29 protein-coding genes are annotated in these 17,554 nt (G+C 60.4%); all 29 read left to right on the top strand.

Features of this window, described 5'->3' with window-relative positions:
* The first annotated feature begins 288 nt into the window (after positions 1–288).
* The 29 genes from JHL16_RS34540 to JHL16_RS34680 all read left to right on the top strand — a co-directional run bounded on the left by JHL16_RS34540 (position 289) and on the right by JHL16_RS34680 (position 17,551).
* Positions 289–630, top strand: coding sequence for a DUF6197 family protein (locus JHL16_RS34540; RefSeq protein WP_200189706.1), 342 nt, complete (start codon positions 289–291; stop codon positions 628–630).
* A gap of 50 nt (positions 631–680) precedes the next feature.
* Entirely contained in the window at positions 681–1,424 is a 744-nt protein-coding gene (locus JHL16_RS34545; RefSeq protein WP_200189707.1) for a class I SAM-dependent methyltransferase, read from the top strand.
* Positions 1,424–1,765 carry a DNA ligase LigA-related protein gene (locus tag JHL16_RS34550; RefSeq protein ID WP_200189708.1) on the top strand — a complete coding sequence of 114 codons (342 nt, stop codon included), beginning with the start codon at positions 1,424–1,426 and terminating at the stop codon, positions 1,763–1,765. Before JHL16_RS34545 ends, JHL16_RS34550 begins: the two co-directional genes overlap by 1 nt.
* A complete protein-coding gene (locus JHL16_RS34555) occupies positions 1,762–2,091 on the top strand; it encodes a hypothetical protein (RefSeq protein WP_200189709.1) in 330 nt (109 codons plus the stop codon). The genes JHL16_RS34550 and JHL16_RS34555 overlap by 4 nt, the downstream gene beginning before the upstream one ends.
* Positions 2,092–2,248: 157 nt before the next feature.
* Positions 2,249–2,482 carry a hypothetical protein gene (locus tag JHL16_RS34560; RefSeq protein WP_200189711.1) on the top strand — a complete coding sequence of 78 codons (234 nt, stop codon included), beginning with the start codon at positions 2,249–2,251 and terminating at the stop codon, positions 2,480–2,482.
* 5 nt (positions 2,483–2,487) lie between these two features.
* Complete coding sequence (locus tag JHL16_RS34565) at positions 2,488–2,667, top strand: hypothetical protein (protein ID WP_200189712.1); 180 nt, start codon at positions 2,488–2,490, stop codon at positions 2,665–2,667.
* A 4-nt stretch (positions 2,668–2,671) separates the two neighbouring features.
* Positions 2,672–3,277, top strand: a complete 606-nt coding sequence (locus JHL16_RS34570; RefSeq protein ID WP_200189713.1) for a hypothetical protein — start codon at positions 2,672–2,674, stop codon at positions 3,275–3,277.
* A 7-nt stretch (positions 3,278–3,284) separates the two neighbouring features.
* A complete protein-coding gene (locus tag JHL16_RS34575; RefSeq protein WP_200189714.1) occupies positions 3,285–5,771 on the top strand; it encodes a DNA-directed RNA polymerase in 2,487 nt (828 codons plus the stop codon).
* A gap of 196 nt (positions 5,772–5,967) precedes the next feature.
* On the top strand, positions 5,968–6,270 hold the full coding sequence (locus JHL16_RS34580) for a hypothetical protein (RefSeq protein ID WP_200189715.1): 303 nt from the start codon (positions 5,968–5,970) through the stop codon (positions 6,268–6,270).
* A 5-nt stretch (positions 6,271–6,275) separates the two neighbouring features.
* A complete protein-coding gene (locus tag JHL16_RS34585) occupies positions 6,276–6,455 on the top strand; it encodes a hypothetical protein (protein ID WP_200189717.1) in 180 nt (59 codons plus the stop codon).
* Positions 6,452–7,066 (top strand): hypothetical protein, encoded by a 615-nt coding sequence (locus JHL16_RS34590; RefSeq protein WP_200189718.1) that lies wholly within the window; start codon positions 6,452–6,454, stop codon positions 7,064–7,066. The genes JHL16_RS34585 and JHL16_RS34590 overlap by 4 nt, the downstream gene beginning before the upstream one ends.
* 154 nt (positions 7,067–7,220) lie before the next feature.
* Complete coding sequence (locus JHL16_RS34595; protein ID WP_200189719.1) at positions 7,221–7,664, top strand: hypothetical protein; 444 nt, start codon at positions 7,221–7,223, stop codon at positions 7,662–7,664.
* 193 nt (positions 7,665–7,857) lie between these two features.
* The gene (locus tag JHL16_RS34600; RefSeq protein WP_200189722.1) at positions 7,858–8,355 is read left to right on the top strand and encodes an N-acetylmuramoyl-L-alanine amidase; all 498 of its coding nucleotides are present in this window, start codon (positions 7,858–7,860) and stop codon (positions 8,353–8,355) included.
* The gene (locus JHL16_RS34605; RefSeq protein WP_200189723.1) at positions 8,352–8,684 is read left to right on the top strand and encodes a helix-turn-helix domain-containing protein; all 333 of its coding nucleotides are present in this window, start codon (positions 8,352–8,354) and stop codon (positions 8,682–8,684) included. Before JHL16_RS34600 ends, JHL16_RS34605 begins: the two co-directional genes overlap by 4 nt.
* Entirely contained in the window at positions 8,684–8,881 is a 198-nt protein-coding gene (locus JHL16_RS34610; RefSeq protein ID WP_200189724.1) for a hypothetical protein, read from the top strand. Before JHL16_RS34605 ends, JHL16_RS34610 begins: the two co-directional genes overlap by 1 nt.
* A complete protein-coding gene (locus tag JHL16_RS34615) occupies positions 8,874–9,227 on the top strand; it encodes a hypothetical protein (RefSeq protein ID WP_200189725.1) in 354 nt (117 codons plus the stop codon). Before JHL16_RS34610 ends, JHL16_RS34615 begins: the two co-directional genes overlap by 8 nt.
* The gene (locus JHL16_RS34620; RefSeq protein ID WP_200189726.1) at positions 9,220–9,513 is read left to right on the top strand and encodes a hypothetical protein; all 294 of its coding nucleotides are present in this window, start codon (positions 9,220–9,222) and stop codon (positions 9,511–9,513) included. Before JHL16_RS34615 ends, JHL16_RS34620 begins: the two co-directional genes overlap by 8 nt.
* Positions 9,510–11,135 (top strand): DnaB-like helicase C-terminal domain-containing protein, encoded by a 1,626-nt coding sequence (locus JHL16_RS34625; protein ID WP_200189727.1) that lies wholly within the window; start codon positions 9,510–9,512, stop codon positions 11,133–11,135. The genes JHL16_RS34620 and JHL16_RS34625 overlap by 4 nt, the downstream gene beginning before the upstream one ends.
* 11 nt (positions 11,136–11,146) lie before the next feature.
* A complete protein-coding gene (locus JHL16_RS34630; protein ID WP_200189728.1) occupies positions 11,147–11,446 on the top strand; it encodes a hypothetical protein in 300 nt (99 codons plus the stop codon).
* A 1-nt stretch (position 11,447) separates the two neighbouring features.
* A complete protein-coding gene (locus JHL16_RS34635) occupies positions 11,448–11,651 on the top strand; it encodes a hypothetical protein (protein ID WP_200189730.1) in 204 nt (67 codons plus the stop codon).
* Positions 11,652–11,799: 148 nt separating this feature from the next.
* A complete protein-coding gene (locus JHL16_RS34640; protein WP_200189732.1) occupies positions 11,800–11,985 on the top strand; it encodes a hypothetical protein in 186 nt (61 codons plus the stop codon).
* Positions 11,982–12,224 (top strand): Acb2/Tad1 domain-containing protein, encoded by a 243-nt coding sequence (locus tag JHL16_RS34645; RefSeq protein WP_200189734.1) that lies wholly within the window; start codon positions 11,982–11,984, stop codon positions 12,222–12,224. The genes JHL16_RS34640 and JHL16_RS34645 overlap by 4 nt, the downstream gene beginning before the upstream one ends.
* On the top strand, positions 12,224–14,374 hold the full coding sequence (locus JHL16_RS34650; RefSeq protein WP_200189736.1) for a DNA polymerase: 2,151 nt from the start codon (positions 12,224–12,226) through the stop codon (positions 14,372–14,374). Before JHL16_RS34645 ends, JHL16_RS34650 begins: the two co-directional genes overlap by 1 nt.
* 296 nt (positions 14,375–14,670) lie before the next feature.
* A complete protein-coding gene (locus JHL16_RS34655) occupies positions 14,671–15,066 on the top strand; it encodes a hypothetical protein (RefSeq protein WP_200189738.1) in 396 nt (131 codons plus the stop codon).
* Positions 15,063–15,956 (top strand): hypothetical protein, encoded by an 894-nt coding sequence (locus JHL16_RS34660; protein WP_200189741.1) that lies wholly within the window; start codon positions 15,063–15,065, stop codon positions 15,954–15,956. Before JHL16_RS34655 ends, JHL16_RS34660 begins: the two co-directional genes overlap by 4 nt.
* A complete protein-coding gene (locus tag JHL16_RS34665; RefSeq protein WP_200189743.1) occupies positions 15,940–16,518 on the top strand; it encodes an AAA family ATPase in 579 nt (192 codons plus the stop codon). The genes JHL16_RS34660 and JHL16_RS34665 overlap by 17 nt, the downstream gene beginning before the upstream one ends.
* 2 nt (positions 16,519–16,520) lie before the next feature.
* Complete coding sequence (locus JHL16_RS35485; RefSeq protein WP_200189745.1) at positions 16,521–16,913, top strand: DUF3310 domain-containing protein; 393 nt, start codon at positions 16,521–16,523, stop codon at positions 16,911–16,913.
* The gene (locus tag JHL16_RS34675) at positions 16,903–17,130 is read left to right on the top strand and encodes a hypothetical protein (RefSeq protein ID WP_200189747.1); all 228 of its coding nucleotides are present in this window, start codon (positions 16,903–16,905) and stop codon (positions 17,128–17,130) included. Before JHL16_RS35485 ends, JHL16_RS34675 begins: the two co-directional genes overlap by 11 nt.
* A 223-nt stretch (positions 17,131–17,353) precedes the next feature.
* Positions 17,354–17,551: a hypothetical protein gene (locus tag JHL16_RS34680; protein ID WP_200189749.1), complete on the top strand. Its 198-nt coding sequence runs from the start codon at positions 17,354–17,356 to the stop codon at positions 17,549–17,551.
* Positions 17,552–17,554 lie beyond the last annotated feature (3 nt).

Here is a 17,554-nt window from a genome sequence, read left to right on the forward strand (position 1 = left end):
AGACTCAAAATCTGGCCCGACTACTCTCATAAAGTTATCTATTTACTATATGAGCGCAATTAGAGGAACTACCATCGATGTTCTCGCAAAAACCATATCCTACCGTATCTTCATCTAACTCACATTCGGCGTGGCGTGGCGATCCTGCCCTGAGACGGGCCAAGAGGCGCTTGAGGCTCACCGATGAGGGGGACTTCCAGACCGTTACCGTGCTCGTGGACGATCGGTCGGGCCTGAAGCTCAGCGTCCTTGAGAGCCGCGATCCGGCGATCGACTGGTAGGCCCGCCATGAGCACGAAACCAAGCGAGATCATCGCGAAGATGGAAGACCTCCTGCGTGACCCGAAGCGGTGGACCAAGGGCGCCGCCGCCAGAGATTTCCGTGGCCGTCCCGTGCTGGCCGACAGCCCGGCTGCAACATGCTGGTGTGTCTTGGGCGCCTTTCTGAAGTCTGGTGGCCAACTCGGCGATCTGGCGGACCGCAGCCTTGATGAGGCAGCACCACCAGGCGTAACCGAATGCAACACCTACGTAGACTTCAACGATCGCAAGAAGACCACCCACGACGACATCATGGCCCACCTGGCGAGAGCCAAGCAGAAGGCCTTGGAGATGGAGGCGCAATCGTGAAGCCTTCCGAAAATCCTCTCATAAAGTCATCTATTATCAGAAACGGACTAATGGCCCGCTCGCTGGACGACAAGAAGTGGTTCCTTGAACATCCGGCGCTGTGGGGACGCAACGCATGGCTGGACTTCGGGTGTGCCGATGGGGTCCTCACACGCGAGATCGCTGCGAGCACACCGCTCGGCCACCCAGTGGTCGGCTACGACAATGACCACGTGCAGATACTCAACGCGAGGCAGGATGGTCGCGGAGTCATCAAGTACGCGAGCGATTGGCACAAAGCGCAGGCTGACTGGTTGAGTATCGAGGGGCCGCGTGTGGTCGTCTTCTCCTCGGTGCTCCACGAGGTGGTAGCCTCGGCCGACTATGGAGCCCCGCACAACCAGGCAATCCGCAATGCTGAGTACGTGGTCATCCGCGACATGTACTGGGGGCAAACCAACAAAGAGATCGAAGACGATGAGCGCCGAGGCTACACGGTTGACGTGAAGTTTCCTCTCGCGTGGAAGCGGATGGTTGCCCACGAGGAGCGCTTCGGGTTCATCCGCAAGAGCCAGAAGAGCTTCGTCCATCTCCTCCTCAAAGAGCAGCACCGCGACAACTGGGAGAGTGAGTGGCGTGAGGACTACTTCGCGCTAACCCCCGAGCGCCTTCACGCGCTTCTGGGCGAGCGGTTCATCCCCGTCTACTTCGAGACCTACACGCTGCCCTACTTCAAGCAATGGGCCAAGCAGACGTTCAACATCAACGTCATCGACCACACGCACCTCAAAGCCATCTTCAAGAGGGTGCGGTGATGGTGGAGGAGGACATCGCAGTTAAAGACGCGAAGCCCCTTACCCTCGTGTCCGTCTACCTGATGTCCTCGTACCTCTACTACGAGCACGACACTGCGGTCATCTCTGACGAGGCCTTCGACGCCATCTGCAAGCGCCTCATCGAGATCCCGCTCCTTTGGGAGACCCACGCCCACGCGCACCTAGTGGACGTCGAGGCTCTCAAGGCCGGCACCGGATACCACCTCACGAAAGACTACCCGAACCGCGTCAAGTTCGCCGCCAAGCGCTGGCTCAAGAGTGCCACGGGGCGGGACATCGACGTCACCTTCACCAAACCCAGAAAGAGGAAGACCCAATGACTTTCACATCGAACAACACCAGCGGCGCCGAGCAGCTCACCGTGTTCCGCGACCTCGATGGCAAGCTCCACGAGGACCGCAAGGCCATGGCCGATGCCAACCTGTGGAAGCGCATCGCGGACATTCCTGAGAGTGACACGTGGTTTGCCGACCACAATACGGAGATGAACAGTAAGAGGCCGCCCGACTTCAAGAAGGACACGATCATGGACATGATGATCGCGCTCATGGAGAAGATGGCCCTCAAGTTCTGGATCTCGCGGCGCCTTCCGTTCCTCCAGTCCCTCATCGACAGCTATGAGTCGGACATGGGGCTCAAGAAGTGATGTGCCCGCCGTCTCCACACGTCTTCAAGCCCCTGTGGCAGGCCCTCGGCGCCTGGCCTGAAGACACGCCTCAACGCCACAGCCGCTCCAAGTACATGCCCCATCAAGGCGCCCGTGAGTGCGCTCGTCGTCGCAGACAGAAAGGTTACTAGAAGCCATGTCCTCCAAGATCGTCAAGAAGTTCGGGGCTGATCGCCTCATCCGCTGGGGCGCCTACTACGCTATCTTCGTGGCAGTCCTGTTTGTCTACGACTGGTCTCTCTCGAAGGGCGGTGCAGGTAGCATTATCGCGTACTTCGGCTTTTACATGATGATGCTTTTCCTCAGCACACTCTTTGTCTTCATGATCGGGGGTCTCTGCGAGATGATCCTCGAAGGCGAGGAGGACTGAGCGCCATGAAGTACATCCTCATCATCCTACTGGGGCTGGAAGGCTACCAGTCCGGCAAGGCGGTCGATCACATTGAGTTTGACGAGAAGCTCGCTTGCGAGGTTGCCAAGGACCGCATCGAGCGGACCTACACCGAGACCTACAGATCCCACGGCCTCATCACAGTCTGCGTTCTGAAAGGCTGATCACATGTCGTTAGTAATCTACAAGGACGGTATCCTCGCGGCCGACAGCGGGTCGTGGTGGGGCAACATGCTTCACTCGAAGGGCGCCATCAAGCTGGGCCGCAAGGTCGTGAAGATCCTCAAGGGCACCGAGCAGCCCACCGAGGAGGTCATCCTCTATGGTGCTGCCGGCGATGATCCGGCCTTCACGCTGTTCTTCAAGCAGATCGAGGCGAGAAACTCCTTCGAGGACATCCGCACGGGCCTCGAATACGATGAGCGCTTCACGAGGTTCAAGGACTTCACGGGCATCATCGTGCGCCAGACCGAGCCTCACCTGCCGTACCTCTTCTCCGATGGTGTGGTGCTTCGTGAAGATCCCGCAGAGCACTACGCCATTGGGGCCGCCAGCGAGTTCGCTCTTGGTGCCCTCGCGGCGGACGCTGATGTCACCGAAGCGGTCTTCCTTGCGTGTCTCAACACGACCGTGGCCCATGCACCCGTCCGATGGGTGAGCTTCGAGGAGGACGGCATCCAGGTGCGCAGCCAGATATTCTTTAAGGACGTCAAGCTAGAGCCACGCGGCGAGTGCACCGTTGCCGATTACCACAAAGGCCGCGCAGGAGCCTAACACCAATATGCCATTTGACCCGACGACCCATCCTCTGTGGGATCGTCAAGTTGAGCTCGAACGCTACATGCTCCAAGCCGGGGCTGAGCGTTTCCGGGAGCGCTTGAACGATGCCCGCACCAAAGACGAACTCACGCGCCTCAAGCCTTACAGGCGCCTCATGCAGGAGTGGATTGAGCCGATCACCAAAGGCGTCACCGAGTGGATCGAGGCCACAAAGAAGAAGCGTGGAGCCAAGCCCGTTGCCCTCAACTACGTGGACGCCCTTCCGCCCGAGATCCTGGCGTACATCACGTGCCGCACCGTGCTCGACCGTATCGCGGCCAACCGTCTGTTGCTCATCTCCGTAGCGGCCGACATCGGGCAGAACATCGAGTACGAGGCGATGATACGTGCCTGGGAAGACTCCGAGGACGAAGGCTTCGGGGGCCTCCAAGAGAACATGACACGGAGGCGATCCACTCCGATCCACAGGCGTCGGGTCAACATCAACCTCTTCAACAAGAAGGGCCGGCAATACGTTGACTGGGCGGACTGGCCCGATGATCACCGCAAGCACCTTGGGCTGGCCTGCGTGGATATCCTCGTGCGCTACACCAAGCAATTCGAGGTACGCCCCGAGATGGTGGACCGCAAGTTCAAGAGCACGAAGAGCCCGCCCATGGTGCTTGCCCTGAAGAATGAGGCTATCGAGTGGATCTCTGATGCACTTGAGGTCGCCGAGATCTCGACGCCCCTCTACCTGCCTACCATCATGCCGCCCAAGAAGTGGAATGGCCCGCGTGATGGCGGTTATTACACGAACATCATAAGACGGCCCTTCCTGATCAGCTTCAAGACCTCGCAGGAGGAGGAGCGAGGGATGGCTATTGCGGACTTCGAGGCGCTCTCCATGCCGAACGTCTATAAGGCCGTGAACCACCTCCAGTCTGTCCCGTGGAAGATCAACAAGCGGATCCTCGCGGTGGCCCAGCGTGTCTTCGACCTCGACATTGGCACCGACAAGCTGAGCATCCCGAAGAAGGGCAAGGAGCAGCTTCCTCCACGCTATGCCGACCAGGACACCAACCCCGAGTCTCTGAAGAGGTGGAAGAAGGAGGCGTCAGTCGTCCACGGCAACAACGCCAAGCGTATATCCAAGGCGGCCACTGCCCGGCGCAACCTCAACCTCGCGGCCCAACTCGCGGCCGAGGACAAGATATACTTCCCCCACATGCTCGACTTCCGGGGGCGCCTCTACCCGATCCCCGTTGCGCTCCAGCCTCAAGGCAACGACCTGGCGCGAGGCTTGCTCACCTTCGCGGAGGGCAAGAAGATCTCCAAGGAGGCCGGCACTAATGGCTGGCTCGGGATCCAGCTCGCCAACAGTTGGGGCAACGACAAGGTTAGCAACGAGGAGCGCCTTGAGTGGGTCGAAGAGTATCGCCCCAAGTGGGAGCGCATCGCGGCCGATCCTTTTGATGATCGCTCGTGGATGACCTGCGACAACCCGTGGCAAGCCCTCGCGGCTATCTTCGAGATAGTGGACTACTGGAAGCACGGCGATGGCTTCGTCTCATCGCTTCCCATCCGCGTCGATGGTACCTGCAACGGCATCCAGCATCTCTCGGCCATGCTCAGGGACTCCGTGGGTGGCGCCTCGGTGAACCTAATCCCCGGCGATGTCCCCCGAGACATCTACCAGGAGGTGGCCGACCTCGTGCAAGCCCAGATTGGGAAGCTTGATGATCCCATCGCGAAGACCTGGATGCGGATGTGCAACGGGCGGCTCCCAAGGTCCGTCACTAAGCGGCCCGTCATGATCCTGCCCTATGGCGGCACTCGCAATGCCTACACCACGTACACCTTGAAGTGGATCAAAGAGAACGATCCCCACGAGAACTTCATCCCGAAGGAAGAACGCTTCGCCCACGCCAAGTGGCTGGCGCACATCATGTGGGACGTTGTGGGCGGCTACTTGCTGCGCCCCCAGGAGGTCATGACGTGGATCAAGCAGTGTGCCCGTGTTGCCTCGCGGGGCCACAAGAGGGCTCTCTACTGGCGCACACCAATCGGCTTCTACGTCAGGCACTTCTACGGGAAGCGGAAGATGATGCGGCTGGATACACTTCTTGATGGGAAGCGCCTCCAGATCGCGAACTGGAAGACAACCGCAGAGCTTAACAACGCGGACGTCCTCACGGCGATCTCTCCGAACTTCGTGCACTCGCTTGATGCCTCGGCCCTCATGAGCACGATCCTACGGGTTCGAGAGCAAGGTGTCCGCTACATCACAACCATCCACGACAGCTTCGGGGCTCTCGCGGCCGACATGTGGACTGTGCACGACGCTCTTCGGGATTGTTTCATCGAGACATATAAAGAGTGTCCCTTGACGGAGTTCCGCACGGCTTGCGCTGACGTTGCGAGATCCGACAAGGACCTGCCTGAGGTACCGCCGAAGGGAAGCCTGGACCTAGAGGGCGTCCGCGAGAGCACCTACTTCTTTGCCTAAATGCTCTCATAAAGTGATCTAATCACTAAGTGAGCGCAATTCCCTCACTGTAGATGACACACACCGACCACGTTCCGTCCCCTCGCGTGGCTCCAGATGGGTCATCTCAAAGTCCTCGGTGTTCGAGCCCTCCCGCTCCTCCCCGCATCCCCCAAGGGTTCGGCACCGAGGCACCTATTCTCAAACGGAGAGCCGCATGCCGCTTATCGACAAGGACCGCCTCTATTCGCTTCCACGCGACATCGCCGCCGAGGTTGCACATGGCGCTCTCTTCCCGATCCAGGAGCGGCCGAACTTCGAGCAGATCGCCGGAGTCGCCATCCTGTTTGCCGCTTTCTGTAACCGCCTCCAGCTCGACCCCCAGGAGATCCACTCCATCGGGATGAAGATGCTGCGCGACGAGCCCTTCCACCACAAGGGCAACGCACAGATCGACTCGTTGCGAGACTTCGCCGGGTTGGTCCTCACCAACAAGAACCGTCCTCAACCCAAGGAGTGATCCCCATGCGGGAATACTGGGACTACATTCGCGAGAACTGGCTGTTCCTGCTCGCAGTCTTCCTCTTCACCTTCATCGTGACGTTCCTCTTACAGAACAGCACGGGCAACTCAATGCGCCTTCTCGATGAGCCGCCCTCAGGCTGCGTCGAAGTGGCTGCTCCTTTCCAGGGAGGCTCCGAGTGACCTACAAGATTTCCCCGCGCGGCGAAGCTGCCGACTTCCCGTGGATCCACGAGGCCGACACCAAGTACAACGCGGACGGCCTCTTCCACACGGCGCTCGCCCTTTCCGGTGAACTCGCTGAGTCCTTCAAGAAGGAGATCGCAGCGGCGGCCGAAGCCGGCCACGCCGAGGTGACCAAGGATATGACGCCCGGCGAACGGAAGAAGTACTCGGTCTACTACCCGTTTGAGGCCGAGGTGGACAAAGACGGTAACGAGACTGGCCGCACCTGGTTCAACTTCAAGCAGAACCACATCATCGAGACCAAGGCCGGTGAGCGTAAGGAGATCGAGATCGTTGTCCACGATGCGGCCGACAAGCCGATCAAGGGCGTGAAGATCTTCAACGGCGATGAGATCCGCATCCTCTACAAGCCGCGCCCCACCAAGATGACTGGTCTCAAGCAGGCCGGGTGTCGCCTGGACTTCGCCAAGGTGCAGCTCATCAAGAAGGCTCAGCGCACGTCCAAGGGCTTCGGTGCCATCGAGGGCGGCTATGTGCAGGGCGATGATGGAGCTTCCCAAGGCTTCGGCAATGCCACCGAGGGAGGCACCAACGATGGAGACTATTAAGTTTCTCACGATCGGATGCGCTGCGGGTTTCCTCAACGCACTAGGCTGGGTGTTGGGCATCGGCGCCGGCATCTGGGTTCTCGTCCAGTTGGCCACCTAGCGCATGGCCGTATCTCGCCAGTCTTGGAGGCGGGGCGGCGCATGGTGGACAAGAGTGAAGGGCGCGAAGGACCGACAAGAGGCTCGTGGCCTTGCGCACGGCTACCGGAGCGGCTTGGAGGAGAAGAACGCCAAGTTCCTCGAAGCGAAGGGCATCAAGGTGGCCTTCGAGTCCATCAAGATCCCCTACACTGTGCCCGAGATCAAGCGCCGCTACACGCCCGACTTCCCGTTGCCCAATGGCATCATCGTGGAGACCAAGGGCAAGCTGGAGCCAGAGGACCGCGCCAAGCACTTGTTCATCAAGTTGCAGCACCCCGAGCTGGACATCCGCTTCGTGTTCCAGCGCCCCACGGACCCAATCTACAAGGGAAGCCCGACGAGCTACGCGCAGTGGTGCGACAAGCATGGCTTTAAGTGGGCCACGAAGCTGATCCCCGAGGCTTGGATCCTTGAGCCGGGGCCGAAGAAGAAACCCGAAGAGGTATTGAAGCGATGAAGAAGCCTCGCCGGCTCTGGGTGGCCGAGATGCACAACGACCAGTACGTCTCGTACTCGAACTACGAACAGTGCGCGACAACCCCTCATCTCAACGACGCCAAGATCTACGTGAGGCGCTTTATCTCGCTTCCTAAGTCTCACAGCGTTCGAGCCTGGCGCGAAGTCCGCGTGTGTCTCACAGAGGCCATCACATGAACAACGAGACCCTCTTCTCGCGCATCAAGTTCCGCCCCCGAGACATCACGCGCCGCATCATCCTCCACGACTCGCACACGGGGCCGAACGTCGAGAACATCACGGACTACCTGCGGAACAAGGGCCGAGAGCTGGGCCTCATGGACGTTGGCTACCACGCCATCCTCGACCGTGACGGCACCGTGACGCAGACCCGCGACTGGACCGTATGGGGCTCCCACACGCCCGGCCACAACTTCGATAGCATTGGGCTGTGCCTCGTCGGTGGCGCCCACATGGATGGCTGGCTTGAGGGAGGTGCCTTCACGTTCGATCAACGCAAGGCTCTCTTCGGCGTGATGAACATGCTGATGCGCACCTGGCCTGACATCAAGATCATCGCCCACACGGAGGTCCAGAGGTTCCGCAAGCGTGAGTGCTCCTGCCCGGACTTGGACATTGAGCAGCTCCGCGACGACTTCACCATGTATCGCAAGTACGGGATCATTCCATGACCAACATCAAGCACCTCAAGGCCCTCGACAAGGCGTTGAGAGACAAGGCCACCAACATCCCCGACAACATCAGGGGCCAGAAGCGGATGATCCTTGAGTACCTGATGACCGGCCGCACGTTGACCCCCGTGGTGGCGCTCACAACGATGGGCATTGGGTCTCTCACCAAGCGCATCCAGGAGCTTCGTGGCCTCGGTCAGCACATCACGGGCACCTGGAAGACGGATCACTTCGGCCGCTCCTACATGAGCTACCGCCTGGGTGGCGATGGCGGCAGCGAGGCCAACAAGGCCGTCAAGGAGAAGTACTCCAAGAAGGAGAAGGCTTGATGCGTGTCGATGACATGAACGAAGAGGCCGTCAAGCGCTACATCGCGGGCGTCCTTGCGAACGTCCAAAGCTTTGTGGACGCCAACAAGGACAACGCTGAGTTCCTGCTTCTGGTGGCCTCGTGGCTAGAGTCCGCCGTAGAGGATGCTGACAATGAGGACCTCTTCGGCACGGAAGGGCTTATGCGCGATGAGTGATCGCTTCGTCGTCCGCTACAACGGCCCCAGTGCAGCGAAAGCTAGCGACTGGTGGTTCGACTTAGTGAGAGACTCGCCGTCCTTCTACAAGGACAAACCCGAGGCCACGTTTCTGGCTGACAAGAAGGAAGCCCACGATGAGTGCCTTGCGCGTGATGGCGAGTATGTGGCCCTCGGCGGAGGCCATACCCGAGAACTTAGCGAGGCTAACGTAGTCGGCTGGACCACTAAGAGCAAGAAGCGGTGGACCGAGGGACACACCTACGGGGGCGGCAAACAGTGTCCGCATAGCGATTACGAGCTTGTCCCCGTCGAGATCGTCATCAAGGAGCCCACCAATGCCTAGCTTCAAGGACCTCCGTGGCGTCGAGATCATCGTGGGCGACATCCTGTGGCACCCGAAGCGCGTCAGCTCAGCGATGTGGCTCGATGCCAAGCGTGTCGTCTCGATCGATGAGAAGGGCGTGAAGACTGTCCCTGCGGATGCTGCACCGGGCTACGCCCCTCGGCTCCTCAACATCCCGCGCTACTGCGTGGTGGATCTCGATGCCCGCAAGAACGGCTTCCCGAATGAGCAGGAGGTTGCCGCCGAGAACGTGGCCGCCGGGCAATACGCGAAGGCCAAGCTTTGAGTGCCATCAAAGCGCCGTGCCCCCAATGTGGAAGCCCCGATAACCTGAAGATCTACGATGATGGGCATGAGCATTGCTGGTCGGCCGGGTGCGCGTACCACAAGGCTAGTCCCCACGGCGCAGACGACGAGAGACTCGAACTCTCGACATTACCACGCAGGGCCGATCTCATCCCCACGGGAAGCTTTGAGGACCTCCCAAAACGCAAGCTCAAGGCCGAAACCCTGCGCCGCTACGGCTATTTCCTCCATAAGGATGCCGGCGAGATTGTCCATGTGGCCCCCTATTACAGCCAAGACGGCGAGCTTTGCGTTCAGAAGATACGCAAGGCCGACAAGACGTTTCCCACGATTGGCGGCTCAACGACGCCCTGCAAGCTGTTCGGACAGCAAGTATTCGGCGAGAGGTTCGACAAGCGCCTGGTCGTGACCACTGGCGAGATAGACGCCATGTCGGTTGCCCAGGTGATGAACTTCAAGTGCGCCTCGGTGTCTGTTGGTGGAGGAGATGGCGCCGCCGCCAAGCACCTCAAGGCCAACTACAGGTGGGTTGACCGCTTCAGCGAGATCGTCCTCTTCTTCGACAACGACGAGTCGGGCCAGAAGGCGGCCACGGAGTGCGCCCAGCTCTTCCAGGTCGGCAAGGTAAAGCTCGCCAAGGTCAATGAGACCCGCAAGGACGCCTCAGGCTGTCTCCAGGCCAACAAGCCAGGGGAGATCGAGGAGGCGATCTATTCGGCCGAGACGTGGAAGCCCAAGGGCATCGTCAACGCTGCGGACTGCCTTGAGGACGTGACCGCCGATGAGGTTGCTCTCCGAGGCTACGACTGGCCTTGGGCCGGACTCAATGCCGCGACCATGGGGATCCAAGACGCCACGGTCATCTACCTCCTGGCCGGCGCGGGTGTCGGCAAGACCACAGGCCTCTTCCACATCGAGTACACGCTCCTCAAGCAAGGCGTGGTGATCGGCCACCTTGGCTTCGAGGACGTCCGTGCGGATGTCATGTTGGGCATCATGAGTGTTCACGCCTCCAAGCGGCTCACCATCACGCCGACACCGAAGGAAGAACGCGCGGCCCTGCACAAGGAGCTGTTCTCTTCCGGCAAGTTCTGGATGTTCGATCCGGAGACGGCCGAGTGGGGCATGAAGGCCATCATCGGGTACATCTACTACCTGGTGAAGGCCCTCGGGTGCCGGCTCGTGGTGGTCGATCCCCTGAGCTTCATCATCGCCGGCATGGAAGATCGGGATGAGCGCCGCGCGATCGACTGGGTGACTATGGTCCTCGCGAAGGCCTCCAAGGAACTCAGCGTCCCGATCGTCATCTCGCACCACCTCACGCGGCCTGAAGGCACCAGCCACGAGGAAGGCGGCCAGATCTCCCTCAAGCAGGCTCGCGGCTCCAACTCGATCGGGCAGTTCGCCAACGTGGTGATCGGCATGGAGCGCAACCAGCAAGCCGAGGACCCCCAGGCGGCCAACGATGTCGTCATCAGGATCCTGAAGAACCGCCGTCAAGGCAAGACCGGCATAGCCACAACCCTGAGGTTCGATGAAGCCACGGGAAGACTCAACGAAATAGCAAGCGGAGGTACGACATTTGGCCCCGCCGAATATTGAGGCATACCAACTTGGAGACCAACGATAAGAAGGACGCCCTTATAGGGAGCCTCCAGAAGACAAACACGGAGCTGAGCACCAAGCTTAATCTGGCCTACGCCTTCATCGACATGTTGCGGCGCGGCTACGATGCTCTCCTCCACTACTCCATCAACTACCAGTCCCTCCCCGAGTACACGAATGACTCGCCACTCGATGACCTGAGCAAGAAGCCGCTCGCCCAGGTGCACATGGAGGCCATGAACTGGATGCAGCGCGTGAAGAGCGGCATCGACGCTGCCGTCCGCAGGAAGAACTTCAAGGTTCACTAACATGATAACACTTCTCGTCATCGCCCTGGTGTGGCTTTGGGTGGTCGGAGCCATTGGCTTCTACGGGCTGCTTCTCTCGGCGCATGGCAACCGTCTTCGCCAGGTGCCTACCATCGTGGGAGCCGCCTTCTGGCCGATCACCTTGCCTGTCCTTGCGGTGATCTACTTCATCGGCGAGCTTCGCGACTGGATGGACCGCGTCTAGTGGACGCCTTCGCGCAGCCGGACCCCGAGACATTCCGTGAGGTCCAAGTCCTGAAGCATCGAGCCGATACGGCGATGCGCCAGGGCAACATCCAGCAAGCCACCCATTTGCGCATCCAAGCGCGTCACCTTCTCAAGGGAGAATAGCCTTGAAGAACATCACCGTGGGCTTCCCGATCTTCGGGTTGCTTGGCCTCCTGTTCATCTACCTGAAGCTCACAGGCACCATCGCGTGGTCCTGGTGGCTTGTCCTCTTGCCCCTCTATGGGCCGGCCGCAGTGGCGCTCGTGTTCGTCGCCCTCTTCGTAATCCTCTACTGGCTGGCAAGCAGATGAGCACACACAGCGGACTTCCTGTCGCCGGCTATAAGCCGCAGTCCTCCGACAGGGTAAACGTCGTGAACGCCAACAAGCAGGTCGAGGAAGTTGTTCTCAGGCAGCTCGACGCTATGAAGGATGACCCCTCGATCGACCAGCGGTGGCTCGCGATAGGCCGTACTCAAATCGAGCAGGGCTTCATGGCTGTCAATCGAGCCGTCTTCCAACCAGGCCGCATTAAGCTCGCCACCGACTGATGGGCAAACGCACCCTGGTGTATGACGTTGAGGGCAACGGCCTCCTGAAGGCCACCCGCAATATCCCCGCCATGACCAAGCTCCACTGCCTCGCCGTGGAGGACGCCTACAGTGACGACGCCTGGTTCTTCCCGCCCGACCGCATCAAGGAGGGCATTGAGTTCCTCCAGGATGAGGGTGAGCTGACGATCGCCCACAACGGCGCCGACTACGACCACCGGGCCATCAAGCACCTTAACCCGTGGTGGAAGGCCCCCAAGATCCTCGACACCCTCATCATCTGCCGGATGGTGTGGCCGGCCGAGACCCTCATGGACCGCGACTACAAGCTGTTCCTCAATCATAAGATGCCCGGCAAGCTCCTCAAGCGGCAGTCCATCGAGGCCTGGGGCTATCGCCTCGGGATCCACAAGGTTGGTGCCGACATCACGGACTGGACCAAGTACACCGACTACATGGGCGAGCGCTGCGTCTCAGACGTGAAGGTGAACAAGGCCCTGTGGCTGCTCGCGAGGAAGCGCCTCGGGTGGGACCCAAAGAACCCGCCTGAAGATGGCTTCATCTGGTCCGAGTTCTGTGTGGACCTGGAGCACCGCGTGGCCGAGCTGATGCGGGAGCAGGAAGACACGGGCTTCAAGCTCGACAAGCCGAAAGCCATACGGCTCGCCAAGGACCTTGGCAACGCTCAGGCGGACATTGAGGAAGCTCTCGGCCGTGCGTTCCCTGCGTGGTGGCAACCTCTCGATGATCCCAAGGTCGGCCGCCGTGCGCCTCGGGCCATGAAGGAGAAGCTAACGCATCTGCCTGATGTGACGATCCCGAGGAAGAGCGAGAAGACCGGCAAAGAGCTGAAGCCTTATGTTGGGCCTCCAGTTGCCGAATACACACCGGAAGCCCCCTTCGTTCGCATCAAGCGCATGAGCTTCAATGCCAGCTCTAAGGACCACCTTGGTGAGCGCCTGGTCGCCGAGTACGGATGGCGGCCCACGAAGTTCTCCCCGAAGACTGGCAAGCCGACACTTGATGAAGGCGTCGTCGCGGAGATCCCTGAGCACATCCTTCCGCCTGGCGTGAAGAAGATGCTCCAGAATTACTTCGTCATTGCCAAGACTCGCGGGACCGTCTCGATCGGCAACAAGTCGTACCTTGGGCTGGTGAATGAGGCGACAGGACGGATCCACGGCAGGTGCGATCCCCTCGGCACCATCACAATGCGTGGCGCCCACAAGGACCCGAACCTGGGGAACGTCGCCAGCGTTGAACTCAATGAGGTCAAAGATGCGAACGGGAAGGTTGTCTCCAAGGAGCCCATCAAGGGCGTTGACGGTGGCTACGGCTGGGAGTCCCGAGATCTCTTTACCGTGGATGAGGGCAACGAGCTTACCGGCACCGACGCTAGCGGACTTGAGCTGCGGGACCTGGGGCATCGCCTTCATCCCTTCGACAAAGGGGCATTCACCAAGCGCGTGTCTGATCCCAGCCTCGACATTCATGAGGAAAACTCGAAGCTAACCGGGCTGAGCCGTAAGGACACCAAGACGACCACCTACAAGACGCTCTACGGCTCAGGGCCGCTTCCGATCGGCATCGACGTTGGCGTCACACCCGAAGAGCTGCCCGAGCTGCTCACCTCGAAGGAGCTTAACGGCTACTTGCGGTACATGCAGCGCCGAGACGGCGAGAAGTATGTGCGTCCTGACGACATGACCTGTGCGCTCATCGCCAAGGGCTCCCGCGTCAAGAAGAAGTTCGAGTCGGGCATTGAGGGCCTTATGCCCTTGAAGCTCGCCATCACGGCCACCGCCAAGCGCCAGAAGTGGCTCGAAGGGCTGGATGGCCGCAAGATCTTTGTGCGCAAGGAACACGCGGCGCTCAACTCTCAGCTCCAATCCGACGGTGCCATCATCTGCAAGCTGTGGATGGTGCTCACGCATCGCAACCTGAAGGCCCAAGGTCTCGTGCCTGGCGTGGACTTCAAGCAAGTCGCATGGGTGCACGATGAACTCCAGATCGAACATAAGGCGGGCCTTGGGCCTGTCATCGGCAAAGCCTCAAGGGAAGCCATCGAGAAAGCCGGCGAGATCCTCAAAGTCCTCTGCCCCCTCGCCTCAGAGCACAAGACAGGACGCACATGGGCCGAAACCCACTAGACGACGACACGATGGTGGCAGTGGCGGCCCTCTTGGTCGTTCTCGTGCTGTGTCTGGCGTCGGCTACCGGGGAGCTGTTCCTGTAGTAATCTGGGAGATAGTCCTCACGGCCTGCCTCGCGCCGATCTCTATCCAATCGAACTATGCGCGACAGCACTCCCCATCCATCGCCCTCGCAGCGTCCCTTGGGTGGATCAGCAACATCGCTCCTGATGGACGCTCTTACAGCCGCCTCTGGCACGTGACCGCCGAGGGGCTCATCGCTTTACGCAACAACTCTTCGGAGTAATCACCACATGAAAACCTTCGGGACCCTGGCCCTTGTGGGCACCGGGGCGCTCCTCTTTTATGCCATCGCCACGCTGGGCCTCGGACCGACCTTCGCGGTGCTGCTTGTGGCGGCCTACTGCCTGGCTATCTTCACGGGCATCTGCTTCCTGATCACCTTCTTCGCCGGCTTCGTGAACAACCCTGATGCCGATCGCATCTGGGCACTTGCCCCAGCGCTTCCCTTCTGGAGCACCGCCAAGCTCATCTACTACACGGGCCGCTACTGGTTCGAGGTCTTCGCGATCACCAACTGGGACTACCACGCCGGCAAGATCGAGGAGGACTACCTCCTGCGGGAGGCTGAAGCGGAATTCTACAACAAGGCCCTCGTGCTTAACTTCAAGCCGTGGTGCTCGCTGTGACGGCCGGCGAGATCGACCACAAGACCGCCCCGACGCTCTACGTTGACGGCGATGTCATAGCGTTCGTCGCCGCGTCGGCCGTGCAGAAGACCTACGAGGACGACTTCGGGTACGTCTGGCCCTTCGCCAACATCATGGAAGGCCAGGTGGCCGTCGACAATATGCTGTTCCTCCTCAAGAGGCGGCTCCAGTCCGAGGTCATGTGGGTCTACCTGAGCGACCCCGAGGCCAACTGGCGGATGCACGTCGAGCCGACCTACAAGGACAACCGCAAGACGTCCGTGCGGCCCATGCTCCTCGGCCGCATGAAGCAATACCTCCGTGACCGTTACAAGGCCACCCACGTGCCGGGCCTTGAAGCTGACGACTGCCTGGGCATCGCCGCAACGGAGGACCCGAGCGCCATCGTCGTGGGCCGCGACAAGGACTTCCTGAGCTTCCCGGGGCGCTACCACAAGCTCAAGGACATGGACGGCAACGGCAAGCCCATCATCACCACGACGACCTTGGAGCAGGCCAACCGGATGCACATGATCCAGGCCCTCGCAGGGGACCGCATCGACGGATACTACGGGTGTCCCGGTATTGGCCCTGAGCGAGCCGCACGGATCATCGACAACCCGGTCATCCTCAAGCCCGAGGAAGGCGTGATCACTCGCGGCAAGAACAAGGGGCAGAAGACCACCAAGTGGGTCGCTGAGCCGACTGAGGATGTGTGGGCCTGCATCGTCTCCCACTATCGCAAGGAGGGGCTCGATGAGGGCGTGGCTCTCAAGAACGCTCGCATGGCTAGGATCCTTCGGCACGGTGACCTGGCGGACGACGGCAAGATCAAGCTCTGGGAGCCCCCTAATGCGTTGGCAGGAGGCCAACATGTTGTTCAAGCCTAAGGGACCCAACCTGCTCGTCATCAACCTATGGGCGGGACCAGGAGCCGGGAAGAGCACCACGGCGGCCGGCCTGTTCAACCTCATGAAGCTCTCAGGGTATCGCGTCGAGCTTGTCACTGAGGTTGCCAAGGACCTGGTCTACGAGGAGCGCATCAAGTTGCTCAACGACAACCAGCTCTTGGTCCTAGCCCTCCAGGATCACCGTCTGCGGCGGCTCGTGGGGAAGGCGGACATCGCGATCACCGACTCTCCGCTGCCCCTCTCGATCGTCTACAAGCCGGCTCAAGGTCTCTTCTCTGCGAGCTGGCTCAATGACACCGCTCTGGCCCTGTGGCGCGACTACGAGAACTACAACATCCTCGTGAAGCGCTCGAAGCCTTACCAGAAGTACGGCCGGACGCAGACACTCGAAGAGGCCCGGAAGCTCGACGCGAGGATTGAAGACCTTGCGATCCGACTCTGTGGCTCCCGCGCCAAGGAGGTAAAGGGCGATGAACACGCGCCTCGCGCCATCCTCAACTGGCTCCAACGCGACAAGGGGCTCATGCCCAAGGAAGAGTAGCCGTGCGCTACATCGAGACAGACAACGAGTGGCAGCTTCAAGCCGCCGAAGCATCAAGGATCAATATGAACTACATCCAGCCAGAGGACCTTCGGCGGGCCGAGAAGCGGCACATCGAAGAGACCACGGCCTCAAGGGACGCCCTCGCGGCAACCTACAAGAAGAACGCCATCATGCCGGGCCACTATGCCCGCTTCAAGATCGAGCCCATCCGGTTCCTCGTGGAGAACTTCGGGCCAGTCATCCTCGTGGGCAAGATCGTCAAGTACGTGATGCGCTACGACGCGAAGAACGGGCTCGAAGATCTCCTCAAGGCCAAGCGCATGCTGGAGATGCTCATCGAGAAGACGAAGGGCAACGAGGACTGGTGGAAGGCTCCGACCGATGCCCCGTGACCTCACCAGATGGCCCGACATCCCGCAGGGCCTCGTGGAGCATCTCCAGAAGCTCTATCCGCCGCGTTGCAAGAGACGCGATGAGAGCCTTGAGGAGCACATGCACTACGCCGGCAAGGCGGAACTCACCGAACAATTGGCCCGAGAGATGGCGACGCAGAGAAGCGCTGCGCATGAACTCGATGAGCCTGAAGACGAAGAGGATTACCCCGACTGATGTGCTTTGGCAAAGCCCCCGATCCCCCCAAGCAGCCGCCCGCTCAGATGACCTACGAGACGGAGACCAACGGCGTCACCGACAAAGTCTACACCCAGAAGGAAAGCTCTTACGCTTCGCCTTCGTCCGCCCAACCCGGCGCCGTTTCCAGAGGCTCAGGGCTCAATGCCCCATCTTCGAGCCGTAACTCTGGCCGCGATAGCCACGAGCCGAGGATGTAAGCATGTGCTTTGGTAAAGCCCCCAAGCCTGTCACCCTGAAGCCCCCGCCGCCGCTCCCGGAGAAGCCGCCCGAGGAAGCCGAGATCACGGCCACCCGCGAGAAGGAAGACGAGCAGAACTTCGGCCCTGGTGGCAAGCCGCAGTATCGCCGTGCGGACAACAGCGTGTCGGCCCAGCCCGGCGCCGGCTTGAAGATGTAGCCC

The organism is Taklimakanibacter albus (assembly GCF_016595235.1).
Lineage (GTDB): Bacteria > Pseudomonadota > Alphaproteobacteria > Rhizobiales > Aestuariivirgaceae > Taklimakanibacter > Taklimakanibacter albus.